This window comes from Colwellia sp. BRX8-7, assembly GCF_014077275.1.
Lineage (GTDB): Bacteria > Pseudomonadota > Gammaproteobacteria > Enterobacterales > Alteromonadaceae > Colwellia_A.
The window spans coordinates 134,248-155,247 of record NZ_JACGVP010000009.1; the positions used below are offsets into that span (position 1 = coordinate 134,248).

The 21,000-nt window shown below is 37.0% G+C and carries 18 protein-coding genes; 12 read left to right on the plus strand and 6 right to left on the minus strand.

Going from position 1 to position 21,000, the window contains the following annotated elements:
* Positions 1-479: 479 nt before the first annotated feature.
* On the minus strand, positions 480-1,910 hold the full coding sequence (locus tag H4J57_RS10715; RefSeq protein ID WP_182242825.1) for a sodium:alanine symporter family protein: 1,431 nt from the start codon (positions 1,908-1,910) through the stop codon (positions 480-482).
* Positions 1,911-2,004: 94 nt separating this feature from the next.
* The gene (ctlX, locus tag H4J57_RS10720) at positions 2,005-2,925 is read right to left on the minus strand and encodes a citrulline utilization hydrolase CtlX (RefSeq protein WP_182242827.1); all 921 of its coding nucleotides are present in this window, start codon (positions 2,923-2,925) and stop codon (positions 2,005-2,007) included.
* A 207-nt stretch (positions 2,926-3,132) separates the two neighbouring features.
* Here ctlX and H4J57_RS10725 point away from each other — a divergent pair, with 207 nt between their 5' ends.
* Together H4J57_RS10725 and H4J57_RS10730 are read left to right on the plus strand one after the other, a co-directional pair.
* Complete coding sequence (locus tag H4J57_RS10725; protein ID WP_182214067.1) at positions 3,133-3,588, plus strand: Lrp/AsnC family transcriptional regulator; 456 nt, start codon at positions 3,133-3,135, stop codon at positions 3,586-3,588.
* A 221-nt stretch (positions 3,589-3,809) separates the two neighbouring features.
* Positions 3,810-4,748 carry a DMT family transporter gene (locus H4J57_RS10730; protein ID WP_182242829.1) on the plus strand — a complete coding sequence of 313 codons (939 nt, stop codon included), beginning with the start codon at positions 3,810-3,812 and terminating at the stop codon, positions 4,746-4,748.
* Positions 4,749-5,039: 291 nt separating this feature from the next.
* On the opposite strand, the gene H4J57_RS10735 is transcribed toward H4J57_RS10730, so the two are convergent.
* The gene (locus H4J57_RS10735; protein WP_182242830.1) at positions 5,040-6,785 is read right to left on the minus strand and encodes a hypothetical protein; all 1,746 of its coding nucleotides are present in this window, start codon (positions 6,783-6,785) and stop codon (positions 5,040-5,042) included.
* A gap of 615 nt (positions 6,786-7,400) precedes the next feature.
* On the opposite strand from H4J57_RS10735, the gene H4J57_RS10740 reads away from it, so the two are divergent.
* The 4 genes from H4J57_RS10740 (at position 7,401) to H4J57_RS10755 (ending at position 10,366) form a co-directional block, all read left to right on the plus strand.
* Positions 7,401-8,186 (plus strand): ABC transporter substrate-binding protein, encoded by a 786-nt coding sequence (locus H4J57_RS10740; RefSeq protein ID WP_182214073.1) that lies wholly within the window; start codon positions 7,401-7,403, stop codon positions 8,184-8,186.
* A gap of 112 nt (positions 8,187-8,298) precedes the next feature.
* A complete protein-coding gene (locus H4J57_RS10745) occupies positions 8,299-9,168 on the plus strand; it encodes a LytTR family DNA-binding domain-containing protein (RefSeq protein WP_182242832.1) in 870 nt (289 codons plus the stop codon).
* A gap of 118 nt (positions 9,169-9,286) precedes the next feature.
* A complete protein-coding gene (locus tag H4J57_RS10750) occupies positions 9,287-10,105 on the plus strand; it encodes a CPBP family intramembrane glutamic endopeptidase (RefSeq protein ID WP_182242834.1) in 819 nt (272 codons plus the stop codon).
* 12 nt (positions 10,106-10,117) lie between these two features.
* Positions 10,118-10,366, plus strand: a complete 249-nt coding sequence (locus tag H4J57_RS10755) for a hypothetical protein (RefSeq protein ID WP_182242836.1) — start codon at positions 10,118-10,120, stop codon at positions 10,364-10,366.
* Between the two features lie 106 nt (positions 10,367-10,472).
* On the opposite strand, the gene H4J57_RS10760 is transcribed toward H4J57_RS10755, so the two are convergent.
* The gene (locus H4J57_RS10760; RefSeq protein ID WP_182169595.1) at positions 10,473-10,835 is read right to left on the minus strand and encodes a DUF2237 family protein; all 363 of its coding nucleotides are present in this window, start codon (positions 10,833-10,835) and stop codon (positions 10,473-10,475) included.
* Between the two features lie 11 nt (positions 10,836-10,846).
* Here H4J57_RS10760 and ubiG point away from each other — a divergent pair, with 11 nt between their 5' ends.
* From ubiG to H4J57_RS10790, 6 genes are all read left to right on the plus strand, one after another.
* Positions 10,847-11,680 carry a bifunctional 2-polyprenyl-6-hydroxyphenol methylase/3-demethylubiquinol 3-O-methyltransferase UbiG gene (gene ubiG, locus H4J57_RS10765; RefSeq protein WP_310733722.1) on the plus strand — a complete coding sequence of 278 codons (834 nt, stop codon included), beginning with the start codon at positions 10,847-10,849 and terminating at the stop codon, positions 11,678-11,680.
* Positions 11,681-12,008: 328 nt separating this feature from the next.
* Positions 12,009-12,761 carry an ABC transporter substrate-binding protein gene (locus H4J57_RS10770; protein WP_182242838.1) on the plus strand — a complete coding sequence of 251 codons (753 nt, stop codon included), beginning with the start codon at positions 12,009-12,011 and terminating at the stop codon, positions 12,759-12,761.
* Between the two features lie 396 nt (positions 12,762-13,157).
* Positions 13,158-15,983, plus strand: a complete 2,826-nt coding sequence (gene prsT, locus H4J57_RS10775) for an XrtA/PEP-CTERM system TPR-repeat protein PrsT (RefSeq protein WP_182242840.1) — start codon at positions 13,158-13,160, stop codon at positions 15,981-15,983.
* Between the two features lie 167 nt (positions 15,984-16,150).
* Entirely contained in the window at positions 16,151-17,302 is a 1,152-nt protein-coding gene (locus H4J57_RS10780; RefSeq protein ID WP_182242842.1) for an ice-binding family protein, read from the plus strand.
* Between the two features lie 64 nt (positions 17,303-17,366).
* Entirely contained in the window at positions 17,367-17,474 is a 108-nt protein-coding gene (locus H4J57_RS20370) for a PEP-CTERM sorting domain-containing protein (RefSeq protein WP_409049408.1), read from the plus strand.
* A gap of 389 nt (positions 17,475-17,863) precedes the next feature.
* On the plus strand, positions 17,864-19,063 hold the full coding sequence (locus H4J57_RS10790; protein WP_259366843.1) for an ice-binding family protein: 1,200 nt from the start codon (positions 17,864-17,866) through the stop codon (positions 19,061-19,063).
* 60 nt (positions 19,064-19,123) lie between these two features.
* Here H4J57_RS10790 and H4J57_RS10795 read toward each other — a convergent pair whose 3' ends face one another.
* Entirely contained in the window at positions 19,124-20,125 is a 1,002-nt protein-coding gene (locus H4J57_RS10795; RefSeq protein ID WP_259366844.1) for an endonuclease/exonuclease/phosphatase family protein, read from the minus strand.
* Between the two features lie 166 nt (positions 20,126-20,291).
* Complete coding sequence (locus H4J57_RS10800; RefSeq protein ID WP_182222326.1) at positions 20,292-20,906, minus strand: PolC-type DNA polymerase III; 615 nt, start codon at positions 20,904-20,906, stop codon at positions 20,292-20,294.
* Between the last annotated feature and the right edge of the window lie 94 nt (positions 20,907-21,000).

Consider the following 21,000-nt stretch of genomic DNA (forward strand, 5'->3'; position numbering starts at 1 on the left):
TAACGCATGAACAGAGAAGCTTCCGCTTCGCTGTATAAAAGATTATCCTGTTAGTCTTAAATATTATTACCATTTTGGTTGGGAACATAATTCGGACACCCATTATAAAAATTCAAGAGGAATTATCGAATACAAACATTTAAATGCTTCCAGAAGTTATACGCAAACCTATCGAGTAGTTGAATAAAACTTATAATATTATTGAAAAAGTCTACATATGACGGGAATTCCTGTTTATGGGGATTTAAAGCACACTTAACGATAGACGGTTGAGTCCATAGTTTATTACATATTATTTCACAAAATAACCATGCTAAAAATAACTATGCTAATAGTTTTTACCAGCATGTTAGATTTTGTCGTCGTTTAAATTCATGGTGTTCATAATAAGCCGTCAATGAATCCCTATTGTCTATAACCTATAGCGCCATGAAACAAGCGTCTAAAATCTTTTAGCGGCTTTTTATATATCAAAGCAATTATAACGTTTCTTTGGCTTTATTCGCTGTCCAGACACCGGGCTCTGTTTTGCCTTGTATTTCGACATCATCAAGTAAAAAAGTAGGCTTACCATTTTCTTTGAGTTTCTCGCGAAAGTCTTTAGTTAAATTCAATACGGTTGGGGTCAGTAAAATAATGGCGTAGATATTCACCAGCGTCATTAACCCTAGTGCCATATCTGCTAATCCCCACACTTCTTTCAACGAAGCCGTTGCTCCCCAAAACACCATAAATAGATAAATGCTGGTATAAAAGAGTCGCCCTACTTTATTGTCTAGTTTAAATAAATGTAAATTACTCTCTGCATAAGCATAATTAGCAACCACAGAGGTGAAAGCGAATAAGGTAATCGCGGCGGCAACAAAGTAGTTTCCACCACTACCAAAATGGCTCGTCATCGCATTTTGTGTCATTCGAATACCTTCCATTTCGCCACTGATATTAATATCTGACAACAAAATAACTACTGCTGTGCAACTACAAAGCACCATGGTATCTAAGAAAACCCCTAGCATTTGTACATAACCCTGAGCAACAGGATGATTAGGAACAGGTGAAGCGCCTGCGGCTGCATGAGGCACACTACCTGCTCCAGCCTCATTTGAATATAAGCCTCGTTGAATGCCATTCTTAATAGCTGCACCTAAAGCGCCGGCACCCGCTTCATTTAAACCAAAAGCTGAATAAAATATATCGACAAACATTGAGGGTAAAAGTTGAATGTTCATCAAGGTAATAACGACCGCTGTCCCGACAAAGGCTAACCCCATAAAAGGGACAATAAGTTCGGCAAATCGGGCAATACTGCGCATGCCACCTACAACGATACTGCCGGCGAGTACCGCAATAACTACGCCTGAATATTCACGAGGAATAGTAAAAGTATTGTTTAATGCATCTGCGATGGTGTTGGCTTGCATTGCACTAAAAGTAAGACCGTAACCTAAAAAGAGACAAAGCGAAAAAAGAATAGCCAGCCAAGGTTTGTTGAGTCCTGCCCGAATATAATAAGCTGGGCCGCCCCTGAATTCTTTATGTTCATCTCGCACTTTATATAACTGGCCAAGAACACTTTCAGCAAAGCCGGTCGCCATACCCAATAATGCAATGACCCACATCCAAAATACCGCGCCACTGCCACCCAGCGAAATAGCCATGGCAACACCCGCTAAATTACCCGTACCAACTCGCGCCGAAAGCCCCGTACATAAGGCTTGAAAAGAACTAATACCTGACTTGTCAGATTGCGTACTGCCTTTCATCACCGTAAACATATATTTGAATTGCAATATCTGTATCCAGCGAAGTTTGAACGAAAACCAAAATCCGGCAAAAAGTAACAAGTAAATTAATATTTGGCCTTGGCCCCAAAGGATATTGTTGATAGCGCTTACAATCTCATTAACCATTTACTTGCCTTATTTACTCTTTAATTTTCAGTATAGTACGATACTTTTTTAAATTATATGCTTAATTTTTTTGACTCAATCGTTAATCAATAAATTATCTTTTTGACAAGTGAACCCCTGCCAACATGCAACGTACTGAGCCACCAGCCATTTCAATGGCAGAGACATTCAGAGGAACTAATTTCACTGTTTCTTCTAGCAAGGTTATTTGCTGTGGTGTTAATGCGTTATAGGCAGTTAACGAAAGCGCAAGTATGCGCCCAGAAGTCCCTTGCAATTCGAGTGCATTACCGCAAAAATGATTGATTTGCTGCTCGGTTAAATAAATAATTTTTTTACCTGCATTTTCAAAGCGCTTAATAATTTCATCTCGGCGTTTAGGATTGGTCATCATTTCAAACCCGGCCATGACAAAATCACTGCCAATACACATTAATACATTGGTATGGTAAACACGAGTGCCCTTTTTGTCTTGAGCATCGAAAACCATAGGTTCAAAATTAAAGTGAGCGCAAAAGCGTTCAAGGACATGTGAATCTGTTCTTTTTGAACTAACCGCATAAGCAATGCGTTCAATATGGTCTAGCACCATAGCACCAGTACCCTCTAAATAAATATCATCATATTCTAATCCAGAATAATCAAAAACGACTTGCACACGATACTGTTGTTTAAGCATGGCGATAATGTCTGTGCGGCGTTCCTTGCGGCGATTTTTTGCATACATAGGGTAAATTGCGACTTGACCACCACTATGTGTTGAAAACCAATTATTAGGAAATACTGAATCGGGTGTTTCAAGTCCTTCATCTTCAAAGAGGTGAACAACGATCCCTTCTTCTGCAAGTATGCTTGCTGCGCTAGTTACTTGATCAAAAGCGAGGGCTTTAATTTGCTCTTGGTTTACAAGCTCTGTTGACTGAAAGCTATTGTCTTGCTTTGTTTCTTCGTTAGGAAAAAAGTGATGTGGGCGGATCATCACGACCGCATTTGGTGCTTGTGGAAATACTGGCATAATTTCTCTCTGTTACCTTGTATTTTATGCTTTATCATAATCAGTCTCTTGGCAGATAAAGCAGAGCGCTATACAAAGCTGTTATTTAACTGAACCCTATACTATATGCTGAAGGTGCCAATCAAAATGGCAATATGTTGCAATTATTGAGTAAATATTTATCATATTGTTTAGTTTTATTGTCAAAATGATAATTTGGAGCCGAGTATGACCGATAACAAGAACCTGAAGAAGCGGGTATTTCTTTACGATGCTATTGATAAAGAGCTCATTGCTATTTTACGCCTTGATGCTAGAGCCTCTATTTCTAAGTTGGCAAAGTCACTCCACGTCTCGCGTGGCACAGTACAAAATAGAATGGATCGACTGATTAATTCTGGCGCTATTTTGGGATTCACGATTCGAGCTCATGATGAGTTAGAAACTGAAGTCGTTAAAGCTATAATGATGATAGAAGTTGTCGGTAGGTCGACCACACAAGTGATTAATAAACTGCGTGGTATTGCCCAACTTGATAAGATTCACACAACTAACGGTACTTGGGATTTAGTGGCTGAGGTTAAAACATCAAATTTACTCGAGTTTGACCACGTACTGCGAGATGTTAGAACAATAGAAGGTGTACTTAACAGTGAGACCAGTATTCTTTTAAGCTCAGTTTAACCATTTTCAATTCATCTAGGATATTTATGGGTAATTCCACTCAAACGCCCTCTTTGTTAAAGCTGATGGCTTTAATTGCTGCTTATAAGATAACTTTCGCTTTTATCTCTGATAAAACACAATACTAGCGTTAATAACGATAGTATTTTTCAAGCAGTTTATGGATAATATCTCACTTTTAAAGAAATGCTCAATGTGGCATTTTAAGCTGAGCTTTTCCTATGCATGAAATTAGTGGTCGATGGCAACTGGGGTTATTTTTATCCCTTACTACGGCAATATTATGGGGCGTTTTACCGATTGCGCTCAAAGAGCTATTGCAATATATGGACGTAAATACCATTACTTGGTTTCGTTTTCTTATTGCGGCCGTATTTTTGGGCGGATACTTAGTTATCACCAAACGCTTACCTTCATTATCATCACTTAAGAACAATAGAGTCCTGGTGTTAATGATACTTACCGTCTTTGGTTTATTAGCAAACTACATTCTCTATATGATGGGCTTGGCCTTAACATCACCAGAAAGCACACAGGTCATGATTCAAATAGCACCGATGTTATTACTTATTGGTGGTGTTTGTGTTTTTAAAGAGTCGTTTAATACCAAACAAAAAGTGGGCTTGTTAACCTTTATCTTAGGACTGGTATTATTTTTTAATCAGCGATTTGAACAATTATTTAGTTTTCAGGGTAACTATGCTCTTGGTCTTTTCTTTATTATTCTTGCGGCAATTCTTTGGGCTATTTATGCCTTAGCACAAAAGCAACTGTTGAAAAATTTTGCCTCTGAAGAAATTATGATACTGATTTATTTAGCGGGAACCTTGGTATTTTTACCGTTGTCGGCCCCATCTTTAGTGTTTGAACTAGATACTATAGGCTGGTTACTGTTAATTTTTTGTGGGGCAAATACGCTTTTGGCTTATGGCGCTTTTGCAGAAGCTCTTGAACATTGGGAAGCGTCTCGTGTTAGCGCAACATTAGCCATAACGCCGTTATTGACCTTAATTTTTATGCAGATCATTAATTATATTTCTCCAGGAGCGATTACAAACGAACCACTCAATACTACCAGTATTGTCGGTGCAATGATCTTAGTTATTGGTTCTGGTGTTACGGCGTTAAGTAAAAATAAAACCAAAATAGTATTAACCTAATGGCTTAGATGTCGGCAAGAAAACCGACTCTTTGAAGCCATTAATTATAGATATTTACCTGATAGCCCAGTCATTAACTATCAGTTTTTAACCTTTACTAACTAAATAAAACTGCCCGTATCGGGCAGTTTTAAATTCAACAATCCCCAATAACGTCTTAAAATAACCTAGCTATATCGTATCGATTAAGTACTATAACCACAGGTTTTAAAGGCTATTGTCAGTGAACTATTTGACAATAAACGACCGATATTGCAACCGAAACAATTCAACTGTCTATTTTTATTTAATCTACTGACTTGGTTTATTTTCAGCCCAAACAGCCGTACCTTTATAGGCAGTCTGAAAGATAAACAACCTATCTTCAGAATAAGTGACTTTTATTTCAGCTAAGCTAGGCATGTAACCTATTTTTTTATTTCTGATCGTAATATCTGACATTTCAGTTAGGCTTTGATCACTAACCATGTAATAAATAGTTTCTTCAAATGCTCCCCCGGTGATCCAAGAGAAAAGTAACTTATTATCTAAGTTTTGAATATTAAAATAACTTCTATCTCCTGCTTCACCAATGCTAGCACCTCCAGAAGTAGTTTGCTCTGCGACAGTTATGACGTTAGAAGATACCTTTACATCTGTTAGCAAACCATCACGGTTAATTATTCTGGCTTTAATTGCCTCGTCACTCAAACCTTCACATGTACTACAGTACCCCCCTTGTACCCATGAGAAAACAAAGCCATTATCGATGGGTGTTAAATCTTGGAATCGTGCAGTAGTGACATTATTTTCATCTATGATTGAAGGTTCAATTTTCCTAACAACGTCAATATCAATGTCATTAATAAATTTTCCATAGGTAACTATAGGGAAATCACCATTATTCGACTCTTTAGTTGACCAAGAAACTAAAATTTGATTGTTACTAATAGCCGCTTTAATCGTATTATCAATAAGACCGTCTACATATTCATGAATAGAAAATATCTCTGAAGTGACACCCGAAGTATCAATGTAACGCCCCATGATATGTTCACTGCTATTTCCTGTTTTCCAGCGCCAAGTAACTAAATATTTATCACCATCAAAAAGAATGTTTATTTCTTTGTTGTTATTACTAAGTGAAAACTCTCGTTCTAAATATAAATCTATGTATTTACTATAAAATGATACTGGAATACGAACATCATCTAAAACCACTCCCGTTTTTGAGACTCTTTTAGCAACAAGGTGTCGATCATTATAATCAGCGCCATATACAACGAGATATGAACCCTGACTGTATTTAGCATTGACATTTAAACAACCTAAAGATTTATCATCAATTAAAAATTGTTCACTAAAAGTGAGCTCCTGCGACATAATTTTGCCATAGAGCTGATATTCATTAGAATTCTGTGCTGATGGTTCACAAATCAACAATAAAAAATCATCATCTGCCTTTGTTACACTTATCTCGGTAGTCTCATGCGTTAATATACTCAGGTGCGAAGTCCGGGCAATATATCGAGAAACTTCGATATACCGATCAAACTCTTGGGCTTCCGAAAAAAAGAAAATAGAATAGTAAACAGAGTTCACTTCCACATAACTTTGCATAAATTTTAACGCAACATCGTCAATATTCGCCGTAAATATAACCTCTGTTCCCTCAAAGCTCGAAAAGTTAATGGGCTTAGAAGAGACTTCACTTATGTTTGAAAGTCCTTGCCTACTTTGAATAAAACTGTCAGTTTTTACGATAGTAATAACTTTAGGAGAAGTACCTTCGGAATAAAAAGTACTAAGTACAAGAGGCTCTGGATCAAGGCTTTGTTCTTGATACCAACTAAGAGGAATTTTTAAAGTGATCCCCCCTCTAAAAACAGCGTTATATTTGTTTGATATTTCATTTTTATATTTAATACTTTTATAATCAAGAGGAACAACGGCCACATCGGTGTTCGTTCCATTAGCTTTAGTGCTGTCGCTACTAGAACCTCCTCCACATCCTTGAACAGATAAAATAAATAAAACAATCGTTATTAACTTTTTCACATATATTCCTTTATAAATATATTTTTTGGTCATTAAAATACCTTAACGAAAACGACTATCTGGTTTAACCGTTTTAAGTGGCGATTATAATGAGCAAAAAGGGGATGAACGAAAAATAAAGTGTAACTTTTCTTTGTTCATTGATTTGTTATGTTGAAATTTTATCACCCTTTACAAAAAAAGTAATATAACGCTAAATAACAATATTAACAAAAAATTAACGTTAAATCTTTAAAAGATCGGTTTTAATATAAATAATGTTTGTCAGGCTAACTGAGATAATAAAATAGCGGGGTTATGGTGATTCTAGTTTACTGTATGGATAATATTTACTGCTTCGTTGTCATTTTCTTTAGGTGTTTCTTGCATCTGACAAACGATAGTTCGCCCACTGTTTTTAGCTTTATATAAAGCCACATCAGCAAGTTTTATCAGATCTTATAATTCATTCATTTGAGCATTAAAATCAGCCACACCAAAACTTGCAGTAATGTATAGAGAAATACCATCATGTAAAACACTCAGTAATTTCTCGCTGCGACTTTGTTGAGTGGTTTTTCAGCAATTTTAGTGTTAATCTTTTTTATCTATAAATCAAGGAAGATTAACCCTATAGTGACCACCTACAATAAAATCAAATACTTAACCTTGTTTCTTTGCTTTTTTACGCTATCAACAAGCTCACAAGAGATTACTTTTCAGCCTCATATTGAAATCGTAACCGAGCACCTGCCCCCTTTTCAAATAGATACACCCAATAAAGTAATGGGATTCGCCACAGAAATAGTCTCTTCGGCGCTGTCGAGTACACCGTACACATTCAATATCAATGTCTATCCGTGGGCGAGATCACTTAATATGGCTTTGAATAAAGAAAACACCTGTATTTATTCTATTGCCCGAACCCCAGCACGTGAAGAGCAATTTATTTGGGTAAATACCATCGCCGAGCGTAATATTTCTTTTATCGGTTTAACTGCACGAAAGCTAAGTATTACTTCATTAGAAGATGCAAAGAAACATATGATTGCCGTGATCCGTGATGATGTTACCCACCAACTTTTAGTGAAAGAAGGCTTTACAGAAGGTCTCAATTTAACTGTCGTTAATAATACTCATTCATTATTAATGCTGTTAGTTAAGCGTAAAAGTATCGATTTGATTTTAGCCGATGGATATACCATTAGGTATCGCGCTCAATTTAATAATTTAAACCCTAATTTATTTGAAAATGTTTACCAACTAAATACAAAGCCCTTAGACTATTATTTTGCCTGTAATATAAAAACATCACCCTATATAATTGAACAGTTACGCTATGCAATTAATCAACTGAAGATAACGGGAAAGATTGATAAAATAATCAGTGAGTGGCAATATCCTGTTATAAGAGTTAATTAACTACAAAGGCTTCATTGATAATTTTAGTGCTATTAATTTTAAAAATATCAGCAACTAACGGTTAATATATGTTACTTTTCTTATCCATTGTATATTCAAAAGATTTTAAATAATGAGCCTGTGGTTGAAGGATGATTTTGCATCCAGAAAAGTAGTTTTACAGCGTGCGGTACTTTTCTCCACGGTTACCTTATTCGTTTTATTTGTATTCCAGCCTTTTGGCACCAACAACCATACTATTCCCTTTAAATTCTTACGACTTTCCGGGTATGGCTTGGTAACCTTCTGCGCGCTATTACTCTCTGGAGCATTAGAAATAGCTTCAACTCGCCTGAAGATTAACAACATATTACGTTTGATCATCATACCTTGTTTATACATTGCTATAGTTTCTACCTTTAATCACAGCTACTTTGTCGTGGCTATTCTTGGCTCCTGGCATTGGCAAAACCAATTACTGTTTATTTTATATACTTTTGCTATTGGACTGTTTCCAATCATTTTTATGTATCTTATCAATCGCCATGCGCAGAAAACGGCTTTACCAAGACAAGTTATCGAAACTGACAATGCAACGAATCAACAAAATGAAAATGTTGTTAATAGCGAGCGAATATCAACTCAGCCATTAACCTTAACCGGTGATAATAAAGGCGACAAATTACAAGTAGCTTTATCACAGCTGTTATTTATAAAATCCGCTGACAATTACTGTGAGTTAGTCATTATTAAAGATAACAACGTTAGCTATCAATTATTACGCAGTTCACTGATCAGTATCTTAAAACAACTTCCTGTTGACTCAACGGTGATGCGCTGCCATCGATCTTATGCTGTAAACCTAGCCTTAGTAGAACTTAGCACCGGCAATGCTGGCGGTTTGAAATTAATGATGAAACCCCTTGATGTTACTATCCCCGTATCTCGTTCTTATGTAGAGACAATAAAACAAGCCTTGTCATTAGTCCCAAAAGCTTGTTAATCATCCCAATATATTGTTAGTAATACCTTTTTTATTAGCTTACCCCTAATTTATGGATATTCAATTGAGTGTTAGTCATGCTTAATTTGAAATTTAAACTTTAGTTAAGCAGGTAAATATGAATAACAAAATTAAAACACTAATAATGATCACTACCTTTATATTCTGTCGCTATAGTATGAAATACTTTTGGGGAGATACTTGGAGTGAAGCTTTACTGGCACTAGATAATCAATCACACCTTTTATTAACACCCGCGAGCTACCTCTTTATATATAGCCCCTTAGTGTTAGTGGCAAGCTTACTATTTAAGGACGTTGATTTAACTGAGATTTTAGGTCTAAAAATAGCAGGATTTCAACATTACTTTTTAGCGGCGGTTGCCTGTTGCTTGCCGATGACAATCGGTTACGCCTATTTAAGTAGCGAGTTGAACCTTGCCCTATCAGGGATAATGGTTGGCTCGGTATACGCGGGGGTGTTCGAAGAAATTCTTTTTAGAGCGGTATTGTTTGGCGTTTTATTTCGATATTGCCACTTAGGATTTATACCTGCCGCCTTATTTAGTTCTGTTATCTTTGGTTTTGGGCATATATATCAAGGGCATGACCTAATGTCAGCCTTTGCAGCTTTCGCAATAACTTCGGTAGCCGGTACTTGGTTTGCATGGTTATTTTGTGAATATGGTTATCGAATTTGGTTCCCTTTATGGATGCATATTTTCATGAATGCAGCTTACGGGATATTTGGCATGTCAGGTGGTGCAGCAGGAGACTTAGCGGGCAATATATTTAAAGCAAGCTCAATTATTTTAACTTTTCTTTACATTCATCTGCTTGTTTGCCGTGGTAAAAAGCGTGAAATAACCTTTTTAAACTTGTGGAAAAATCAATCGGCCACAAGTACAAAAGCGACATTAACCACTCAAAGTATTTAAAGGGAATTAGCTATGTTGGAATTATTTTTAGTCATGATAACACTGACATCACCGGTATTAATTATTATCTTGGTTCGCCATTACTTTCGTTACAAATCAGCAGCCAATCAACAATTATTAGCGTTACAAAAAGAAACTAATAGTCATACCGCAAGAGCAACACAAGAGAAATTAGCTATACTGGTTGAAAGAGTGATCGTACTGGAGAAAATCGTCACCGATAGCAACACCACACTTCGCCAAGAGATAAAAAAATTATAATGATGTTATTGCTATCTCTGCTATACGACCTTGATTATTAAGTCGCTAACTCGACCTAAACAGTGGTATCGGTGTTGTTCGTTATTTTATCAACAAGAGTAACGCCTTAACGCTGATATTCATGGGCCTTTAAAACATCTAATGAGACCACTGTTAGTGCTTTTTGGTTGGTTGCCTCAAGCACAATAGGTGGAGCAACATTGGCTGCAATAGCGTGATACCAACGAACAGCGCATAAACACCATTTATCACCCGCTTTTAAGCCAGGAAAATTATATTGAGAATTAGGGCTGATCAGATCATTGCCTTGTAATTTTGAGAACTGTAGAAAATCGTCGGTCATAATTGCGCAGACACTGTGGTTACCAAAGTCAACTTCGGGCACAAAACAAAACCCTTTTCGGGTATAGCCCGTATTACTACAACATAACTCTAAATCTGTACCTAATACATTCAGTTGATTGTCCATAAAGGTGCCTTGTGTTAATTAACAAAAATAAAATGGATATACCTACCATGTTAGACAAAAGTAAGCTTAGTCCAGTGAAAAATAATACCATTAAACACACGCCAGCTGGTAATTTTAGTCCAGCAGAAATCGCTAAATTTAATAAGTTCGCTGAAAGTTGGTGGGATCCAAACGGTCAATACAAAACGGCACTCGAATTCAATCGAGTACGCGTAGCGTATTTTATTGCAGAGATTTGCGCCTTCTATGGTCGCGACCCTAATCATATAGCACCGCTGCAAGGATTAAAAATTTTAGATGTTGGCTGCGGCGCAGGTCTGGTTTGCGAACCTTTAGCAAAAGCCGGAGCCACAGTGGTCGGTATAGACGTGAGTGAGGTAAGTATTGAAGTAGCAAAACGCCATGCGGTCAAATCTCAACTTGATATTGAGTATCGCAACGAACATGCGCAACATACCAGTATAAGCGATGAACATCGCTACGATGTGGTGATTAATGCGGAAGTCATCGAGCATGTTCCCAACCAAAAAGACTTGGTAAAACAGTGTAGCCAATTATGCAAAGTGGGTGGCTGTGTGGTAATGGCAACGCTAAATCGCACGATTAAATCCTACCTAGTAGGCATTCTTGGGGCTGAATATATTATGCGTTATTTACCTATAGGTACACACAGCTGGCGAGCCTTTGTAACACCACTTGAATTAAACACGATGGCGACGCTAGCACATATGCACTTGGTGACAGAAATAGGCATGACCTACAGTCTCCTAACCAAAACTTGGCGTACAACCTCAAGTTTAGAAGTCAATTATGTACAACTATATAAACATCTAGCAACCAGTTAGCCTTTCGATAATATCGGCTATAAAAAATAGACAGTCGCTTATTTATTTAGCCAACAATTACCTGATAATAAATGTAAAAGTGTCAACAAATTCACCCTGCTAAGCAATACAAAGCTCAATAGCAGGTCAACAGGGTAGTGCCCCCTAATGATACAAAAACACCAAGTTTGGACAGATACCTGCTGCCTTATTTACTAAAAAATCGTAATCTTCCCTTGCAATAACACTCGTTTTATTATTAATACAATACTAATAGGTAAACACTGTGCAATAGAGTAAGTATCAATATCTTAATTTTCCATCAATCAAAATTGGCTAGAAAGCCGATATGAATAATATAGTTAAGCAAGCGATTGTTGCTCTATTATTGTTTGTATTCTCATGGGCAAGTTATGCTCAGCAACTGAGATTTGTTACAGAAGATTTACCCCCCTTTCATTTTATGGGCGCAGATAACAAACCGGCTGGAGCTTTAGTTGATGTTATTGAAGCTTTAATGATTAAAACTCAGCTTTCTGCTCAAATCGAGTTTATACCTTTTGCACGTAGTTATGATTTAGCCTTAAATAATAAAGATATTTTTATGCTCTCTTTAATGAAGAGTACTGACCGCAAAGATCTTTTCCAGTGGGTTGGTCAAATATTTAAGAGCAAAGCTTTTTTGGTGGGTCTTCGCAACCGCGAAGATATCAATATTAGTAATATTGAAGAGGCAAAGTCGTTTGTCGTGGGTACAATCCGTGGCTATCACTCTGAGCAATATTTAAAAAATACAGGCTTTCTAGAGCAAAAAAATTTACATTTGTCCGTTAGTTATAAACATATGTGGAGCATGCTCTTTGAACAACGAATAGACTTTATTTTAACAAACTTTATTTCAGTAGATAGAGAAATGAAGAGTATTGGGTTTAACAAAGATGACATTAAACCTTTTATTGAACTACATGACTTTCCTGGCGATCTTTTCATCGCGACTGGACTTAAAACAGCAGATAAAACAGTGACTATTTTATCTGCTGCATTACAACAAATAAAAGCCGATGGCACCTATAAAAATATTATGGATAAGTGGGGTTTATAAGTAGCATAAATGCTATTCAACCAATCCATTTCTGCTCTAGTAACCATGAGGTCCTTGAAATCAAGCCTCAAGGAATGGCAGTTTATTACTTAGACATAGTTTATCAAATTTTAGGCCTAGTGATCAGGCCCAGCTTTTTACAAAGATGAACGACAGGATATTGTTCATAATCTCCGTAATCGTTTAATTTACCACAGAGCTTTAATCAGCAAGGTTATAATTTAGCTGTTGGCGTGCTAATTGTTAGATTAGCACGTAGCAAATTAATACGGGTTCATTTTTCAAAGCCAACACTTAATGTTTTTCTGATGACTTAAATAGTCATAAAATTCAAATTTCTATTTTTAATACATTGTTGTTTGAGATGTTGTTAGAAGAAAATAAAGGCCATAAGTCATGATGAAAAAAATACGGAAATTAATTATCTCCTTTATTCAAATAGCTGCTGTGTTAATGGTAAATGCGGCAATGGCAGCAAACAGCGAAAAAAACCATTATGAAGCCGCACTTCAAGCTTATAACCAAGGAAAGATTGAAACAGCTTATATTCATTTAAAAAATGCTTTGCAGCAAAGTGAACGTAATTTACCGGCCAAATTATTACTCGCCAAGGTTTTAATAGATAAAAATTCTTACCCTGCTGCTGAGCAAGAACTCAATGATCTACTTGCTCAAGGTGTTGATAATAACTTGATTGTTTTTCCACTTGGTGAGAGCATTTTAAATCAAGGTAAGTTTGATCAAGCCTTAACATTTGCCAGTAAGATGACGCTTAAAAAAGAAGGAGAGTTAGCGTATAACCAAATAAAAGCACGAGCTTATATTAGCTTAGATGACCTAGAAAACGCCAAAATAACCTACCAAAGTATCCTCACTCTGTATGCCAATAATATTGATGCATTATTAGGGTTAGCAACAGTTTATATTTATCAAAAAAATAATATCAAAGCTAAGGTACTGCTTACTAAAGCGAACAAAATTGCGCCTAACAACGAAATACTCTGGCAATTAAAAGGTCATCTTGCTCGTAGTGATGGTCAATTTAATGATGCTATTAACTACCTAACTAAAGCGAATGAACTGAATCCGAAAAATATTGAAACGTTGCGAATTTTAATCGGCTGTTATGTCGATATTCAAAACTTTAACATGGCTAATCAGGTTGCAGATAAAGTACTTGAGACCGCAGAAAATGACCCTCAAACAACATTTATGAAAGCTCTCATTTTAAAAGAGCTTAACCAAGTAGAATTATCAAAAAAAGTGCTTGTTGAACTCAGTAATCAATTATCTAAGCTTGATGAGTCATATCTCCTTTCTCAGCCGCAATTATTATTGCTTGATGCCATGAGCAGTTATGCTCAAGAAAATTGGATACAAGCTGAAAGTAAATTCAAAAGATATCTAAGTCAAAGCTCTACTCAAACTGAAATGAGTGAGATCATGTTGCTTGCTGATGTTTACCAGCAACAGCAAGAGCCAAAACATGCCTTATTATTACTCGAAAAAAATGAGAAAGATCTGATCTTCAATAAACAGTACGCCTTGATATTAGCTGGCTTATATCTTAAATTTGACCAAAATTATAAAGCTGATTTTGTTTTATCAAAACTGCGCGTTGATTACCCTAAAGATGAAGCGGTGTTGATTCTCTCAGCCAATGTACTAGAAGGCTCAGGCCGTATTGAACAAGCACTTTCTTTATTAGAAGACGCAAATATCAAAGGGGGTGAAAATTATCAATACGCGTTGTCACTGTTGTCATTAAGGGTAGGAGCTTTTCAAAAAAGCTTAAATTATATAACACCATTAACCGATATTTATCCAGAAAATGTCAGCTATCATTTGATAACTGCACAAATATTGATTGAATTGCAACAATTTAGCCAAGCCCAAAAAATTATAGAAAGATTGTATCTAAAACAGCCACAAAATAGTGAAATCAGTACCAGTTATGCATTATTACAACTTAATCTTGGCAAACTAGACTTAGCAAGAAAGATATTGAGCGATGTACTAAATAAAAATAAAAATAATAATCAAAGTGCATTATTACTTGCCAAAGTTGAATATCGTCTTGGTAATAAAGAGGCGGCTATTGCTGGGTTTGAGCAGCAAGCTAAAATACCATCGGTAAAGACAGTTGCACTAACTGAGTTAACGAATATTTATATTGCTGAACAACAATGGCAAGATGCACTGTTAGTTATTGACCAAATGTTGCGGGATAACAGACTAAATATTCAAGCTTTATTTAAAAAAGCTGAAGTATTATTATTATTAGAGCAACCGAAAAAGTCTCAACGTAAATTAGATATATTGGCGGGATTGGTTGATGAAAATGTGCCACTATTAATGAAACTAAGTCGACTACAACTAAAAGTAGAAGACTTTGCTGGCGCAGAGTATAGTCGGGAAAAAGCCTTTAAATTTTCGCCTAATTCACTACCCATTGTTATTGAACTTATTAAGATTAAAATTCAATTAAATAAAATTAACGAAGCCATTGAGTTACTTGCACAAACTCAACAAAGAATACCTAAAGACAATGTCGAGCTTACTATTTTACAAGGCGATATTTATAATGCTGGCAATAATAAGCCTCAAGCTTTTAATTCATATTTAAAGGCGGTTAGTCAAGATCATACTAATTTAACGGCTTTAAGTAAGTTATATCAAATCAGTAAAACAGCCTCTTTGTCAGAAAAATTTATTGCCGAATTAAATAACCTTATCACTGAATATCCTCAATTGTTATTGCATCGTCATTTGTTGGCGGATCATTTGCTAGAAAATAAACACTTTGAAAAAGCAAAAAAACAATATCAAATACTGCTTAAAAATAATATACCACCAACAAAAAGAGCGTTAGCACTGAATAATTTAGCGACTATTTATATTAGAGATAAGAACTTTACTATGGCAATAGAAACCGCTAAACAAGCTTTGAACCTTGACCCTAGAATGCCTTCCATTATAGATACTATTGGCTGGGCATTGGTTTTATCTGAAGAGTTAGATTTGGGTCTATCTTACTTAAGACAGGCATTCAGCTTATCTTCCACTAGCCCAGATATTCAATACCATATTGCTTATGCCCTAGCAAAGTTGCAACGTATCCATGAGGCAAAAAAAGTATTAATTAAATTAATAGCTTTACCTGATGATTTTGAAGAACATCAATTGGCTCAACAATTATTTGATAAATTAGAAAAAAAATAAACAAAATTTACAGTAACTTAACAACTAAAGGTAACTATATTTACAATTAAGCGTGCATTTATTGTACAAATGCCCTGCTCCCTCCTATTATATATTGTGTAAAGTATACAACTTATGGATTAAGTTTTTTCGTCTGTAATTTTGATATATATGACATGGAGTCTACTATGCAGCGCCTCACTCAGCTCTTTTTTATCTTAATGATAATTTTAGTTTCTAGTGCAAACGCAAGTTTTCACCCTCTGCTAGATTCAGATCTCAATGATCTATCAGTCTATGCAAACGGTACGATAACAATGGCTGATGGTGTGATTACTCATGGTAATATGCAGGCCCTCACCACAATAACATTAGCGGCCAATGGCCAAGTTGGTGGCAATATTGAGGCTGGCTCTACAGCAACCCTAAGCGGTAATGTTATTGTCAATGGCTATATAGAAGCGAGCACTACCGCAACGCTAGGCGCCAATGTAAACGTTATCGGTAAGGTTCAAACGGGTACCACAGCAACCTTCGGCGCCGGTGTGTATGTTAAGGGAAATATTGAAGCAGGAAGCACAGTAACGTTAGAGCAAAATGCAGAGGTTATGGGTAATGTTGTAGCAGGAAGCACAGTGACCATAGCTGCGGGGTCATATATTCATCAAAATGTTGATGCTGGAACTACCGCAACCATTGCTGATAATGTTATTATTTCTGGTGGACCAGCTACCAGCAACTCATCAAAAGCCCCACCTCCTGCTCCTGTTGTTACCAGTAACGAAAATCAAATTACCACGGTGCAAGCCGAGCTAAAAGCATTGGTAACCGATGAAGAAATAGATTCGGCTGATTTTGGCCTAGAGGATGAGTCACTCGTCGCTGGCGTCTATAATTCTGTTAATTATCTCACTATTGCCGCAGGAAAAACACTGACCTTAGATGGCAATGGTATGGATGGCTCTTGGGTTTTCAATATTGCCAATAATCTAAGCTTTGGCATTGACTCCAAGGTCGTATTGTTAAACGTCACCGATAACAGCAGTATTCTTTGGAACGTACTGGGAGAAAGCACAGCAGGCTTAACATCACTTGGGGCAGGTGCAGAAGTTAGAGGTCATATTCTTTCTAAGGGAGCCATTGATGGCGGGGCTATTTCTTTAGTAGCAGGTATAGGTGACAGTTGTGGTGGTGTTTTTTCAGCAACCAGTACTGTCACATTTGCCGCAAGTAGTATCATTGGATACCAAGGTTGCGGAGCGGTTGACGTACCTGAGCCTGCCACTATTTGGTTATTGGGTTTAGGTATATTTATTATAATGAATAGAAGACAAGTATAAATCAAAGTTGTAGTGGTGCTTTTCAGCAACCAGTACCGTCACATTTGCTGCAACAATCAGTATCATTGGACACCAAGGTTGCGGAGCGGTTGACGTACCTGAGCCTGCCACTATTTGGTTATTGGGTTTAGGTTTAGACATAGTTATTACAGTGAATAGAAAGCAGGGATAACCTTTGAATATTTAAAAATCGCGTCTAGGTGGCCTCTATATTTGTACTAATTATTCATTTTGGCTATGGCTCGTTTTTACTATGTTATTTAACAAGCACCATTATAATTGTGATTCGCTTGCATTACATCACGTTAACCTCTAGCCGCATTATGTTAACTTCTGGGGACATTACGTTAACTTACCGACATATCACCTGATCCACAACAAAAAAACAAAAACAATAATTACAACAAATTACAACAACAACGATTAAATAACAAACAAAAAACCGTCTTATCTGCTATCATACAGTTGTACAGTTGTACAATCCTTAGAATAAGTTTTTTTGTTCTGTAAAAATTAAGTTTTTTATATGCTAAACGCTAGCTATATAAAATGGTGTCTAATTTGAAAATTATCAATTTAATCCTCTGCATTTTGGTGTTATTTGCTGTGTCTGACGCACAAGCGAGTTTTCAACCTTTGCTAGGCTCAGAACTAAATAACCAGTCGCTTTATGCCAGTGGTTATATAACCATGGGCGCACGAACAACTATTGGTGGCAATATCCAAAGTGCTACGGCGATAACACTAGCAGCTGATGCAATTGTCGGTGGTAACGTTGAGGCTGGAACCGCAGTAACACTTGGCGCAGCTGCCGGTGTCGATGGCTATATTCAAAGTACAACAACCGTTACCCTAGGCGCTTCTGCTGTTGTCGATGGCTCTATTATTGCAGGTACCACAGCAACTATTGGTGCGAGTGCAAAAGTTGATGGCGAGCTAAGCGCTGGCACAACAGTAACCATAGCGGCAACCGTTGAGGTTGGCGGCAATGTTTTGGCTGGCAGCACAGTAACCGTTGGTGCAGGCTCACTTTTCGGGGGCGATGTTGATGCTGGAACCACCACCACTATTGGTGCAAGTGTTGAAATCGTTGGCGCGCTTACTGCTAATTCTTTGAAAATGGTTGCACTGCCCACCATCGTTGATAGTCAGGAAGTGCTTATTACGTCTGTGCAACAAGATATAAAAGACATGGGTACAGGAACAAAACTTGTATCCACCACTTTTGGCACCAACGACGAAACACTTGAAGCGGGTATTTACAGCACAATAAATTATTTAACCATCGCGATAGGTAAAACCTTAACGCTTGATGGTAAAGGTATCGATGGCTCTTGGATTTTTAATATCGCCAACTATCTGACCTTCTCTGCAAACTCAACAGTGATATTGAAAGATGTTACCGATAACAGCACTATTATCTGGAATGTTCTTGGCGATAAAACCGGCTCAGCAGGTTACACACAACTCGGCGCCGGCGCTGAGGCTAGAGGTTATATTTTTGCTAGAGGTTTTGTTCAAACAGGTGCTGATTCAATGATAGCGGGCATAGGCGATGATTGTGGCGGCGCTTATTCAGCAAGTAATTTTATTGAATTTGGTGCTGATACTGTTATTGGTAAAAAAGATTGTACCAATGGCGAGTCCAGAGCTTCTGCAGATAGCATTGCCGTCACTCAAGTTCCCGAGCCTGCAACACTGTGGTTATTCGCTCTAGCACTTTTCGGTTTAGCAATTAAAGCGCAACGTAAAAAAACGTAAATTCAGTATCACCAATAAAAAGGCTCCTTTGGGAGCCTTTTTATTGGGTCTTTGGCTAATTTATGATCTTAACGTTAGTGTAACCAAGGCAATACCGTGATCGGTACTTTCGCCATCTCGTTCAAAGATAGGATTAATTAAATGTCGATCATAGGTGTCGTACGCACTGACCTGATAAAGACTATCGTGATAACTAGCGTCAAAATCACATGATAATAATATATAATCAAGTACTGAGCTGCTCGCACCAAAATAATGTGTCGGAGTGCGCTGTATTTTTTCCTCTTGATGAGTTTCATTTTTCACTGCAACTTGAAATAAATCCCAAGCATCTTGCAAGCAATATTTAGCAAGATAGGCATCACGGTCAATGGCCGAAACAAAGCGTAGGGTGTTAGTCAGTAGATGACTTAGCACACCATCAGTTAAGGTATTATTGAAGTCGCCCATTAATACCATTGGCTGACCGGTAGTCTCACGCCGCGCTATTATTTCAATCATTAATAACGCCGCTTCACTGCCACGTTGTATCGTTGAGCCCCAACCACCTGCCACTTGTGCTTTTAGGCTTTCAATAATGGTTTGCTCTGGCGTGCGACTTATATTTTTATCATCGACTTCAATCATAGAGCGCTTAGATTTAAAGTGCACAACATAACAATCACAGTTACCCATATGAGGCACATCAACTGTTGCCCTTAACACTTTTCGGCTAAAAGAGAATTTATCAGTTAAACCTAATGATAGTGCAAGTTCAGTGTTTGCTTTTACCGCAGTAACTTCAACAATAGGGTAACGAGATGCTATGGCAACAACAGGACGTTTATAAATAAAATCATCTATCACTTGTGGTTCATCAACCACGGCAAAATAACAATAGCCCTGCTCTGCAACTAATTGCTCTAGAGACTCAGGACTAAAGACTTCTTGGAAGCCAATAATATCAGGTTGATATTCACGTAAATATTCAGCAATCCAATGTTGCTTTTTACGCCACTGCTCAGCACTATAAATTCGTTCAAATTCATAGAAAGCATTGGGCGGCTCAAGATAATTAAACAAATTAAAAGTAGCTATTTTAAGCTGTAAATTTGATACAGCTATAGAAGGCAGTATGGGATCTATTTCTTCTGGGGCTTTTTTATCTGGATAGTCGATAATGTTAACTCTAATAAACGTTGAACTGTGAGTATACCTGAGATAAAAAATTAAAAACCAACAAGATAAATTACCATTTAGTTAACAGCTTACTTACGTCACTTTTTGCTGTCTTTGATAACTTCTGTATTAATGCAAAAGGTACAAACTCGTGGTTAATTTTTTCTTCAATATCATCAAGCATCAACAACCACAATTTTGCCGTCATCTCAGCATCAAATAACGCCCGATGAAAAGCCCCATCTGATGGAATATTTTTATAACGAATAAGCGTACCTAATTTATGATTAGGTGCGTCTATATTGATTCTGCGAGAGACAAGTAACGAACAAATAAATTGCCCAAAGTATTTTCGATTAATGTTATTAAGCTCAGCGTCCAAGAATTTTTGATCAAAGGAAGCATTATGGGCAAGTAAATTATCGTCACCCAGAAAATCGGCAAATTGTGCCATCACTTCACCACAAGAGCCGACCTTAGCAAGCATCTGATTAGATATTCCGGTGTATTGCTCAATAAAACCACTGATCCTAAAACCAGGATTCATTAATGATTGAAATTTATCGGTAACCTTACCGTCTACAATTCTAACCGCACCTATCTCTATCGCTCTATCACCTTGATTGGGTGATAGTCCTGTGGTTTCAAAATCAAGTACCACTAACGAATTGGCATTTTCATGCATCTAAGTTAACCCTATAAATTTATGCAGCGCTGATTTTAACGGCTATATTTCAAAATGAAAGTAATCATTACTCGTAAGCAATGTTAAATTATTC

Bases quoted from the DNA above. Each gene is read 5' to 3' on its own strand.
- H4J57_RS10770 (WP_182242838.1), top strand. From the start codon at position 12,009: ATGAATAATATAGTTAAGCAAGCGATTGTTGCTCTATTATTGTTTGTA.
- H4J57_RS10750 (WP_182242834.1), top strand. From the start codon at position 9,287: ATGAATAACAAAATTAAAACACTAATAATGATCACTACCTTTATATTC.
- H4J57_RS10760 (WP_182169595.1), bottom strand. From the start codon at position 10,835: ATGGACAATCAACTGAATGTATTAGGTACAGATTTAGAGTTATGTTGT.
- H4J57_RS10725 (WP_182214067.1), top strand. From the start codon at position 3,133: ATGACCGATAACAAGAACCTGAAGAAGCGGGTATTTCTTTACGATGCT.
- H4J57_RS10730 (WP_182242829.1), top strand. From the start codon at position 3,810: ATGCATGAAATTAGTGGTCGATGGCAACTGGGGTTATTTTTATCCCTT.
- H4J57_RS10780 (WP_182242842.1), top strand. From the start codon at position 16,151: ATGCAGCGCCTCACTCAGCTCTTTTTTATCTTAATGATAATTTTAGTT.
- prsT (WP_182242840.1), top strand. From the start codon at position 13,158: ATGATGAAAAAAATACGGAAATTAATTATCTCCTTTATTCAAATAGCT.
- H4J57_RS10745 (WP_182242832.1), top strand. From the start codon at position 8,299: ATGAGCCTGTGGTTGAAGGATGATTTTGCATCCAGAAAAGTAGTTTTA.
- ctlX (WP_182242827.1), bottom strand. From the start codon at position 2,925: ATGCCAGTATTTCCACAAGCACCAAATGCGGTCGTGATGATCCGCCCA.
- H4J57_RS10800 (WP_182222326.1), bottom strand. From the start codon at position 20,906: ATGCATGAAAATGCCAATTCGTTAGTGGTACTTGATTTTGAAACCACA.
- H4J57_RS10715 (WP_182242825.1), bottom strand. From the start codon at position 1,910: ATGGTTAATGAGATTGTAAGCGCTATCAACAATATCCTTTGGGGCCAA.
- H4J57_RS10755 (WP_182242836.1), top strand. From the start codon at position 10,118: ATGTTGGAATTATTTTTAGTCATGATAACACTGACATCACCGGTATTA.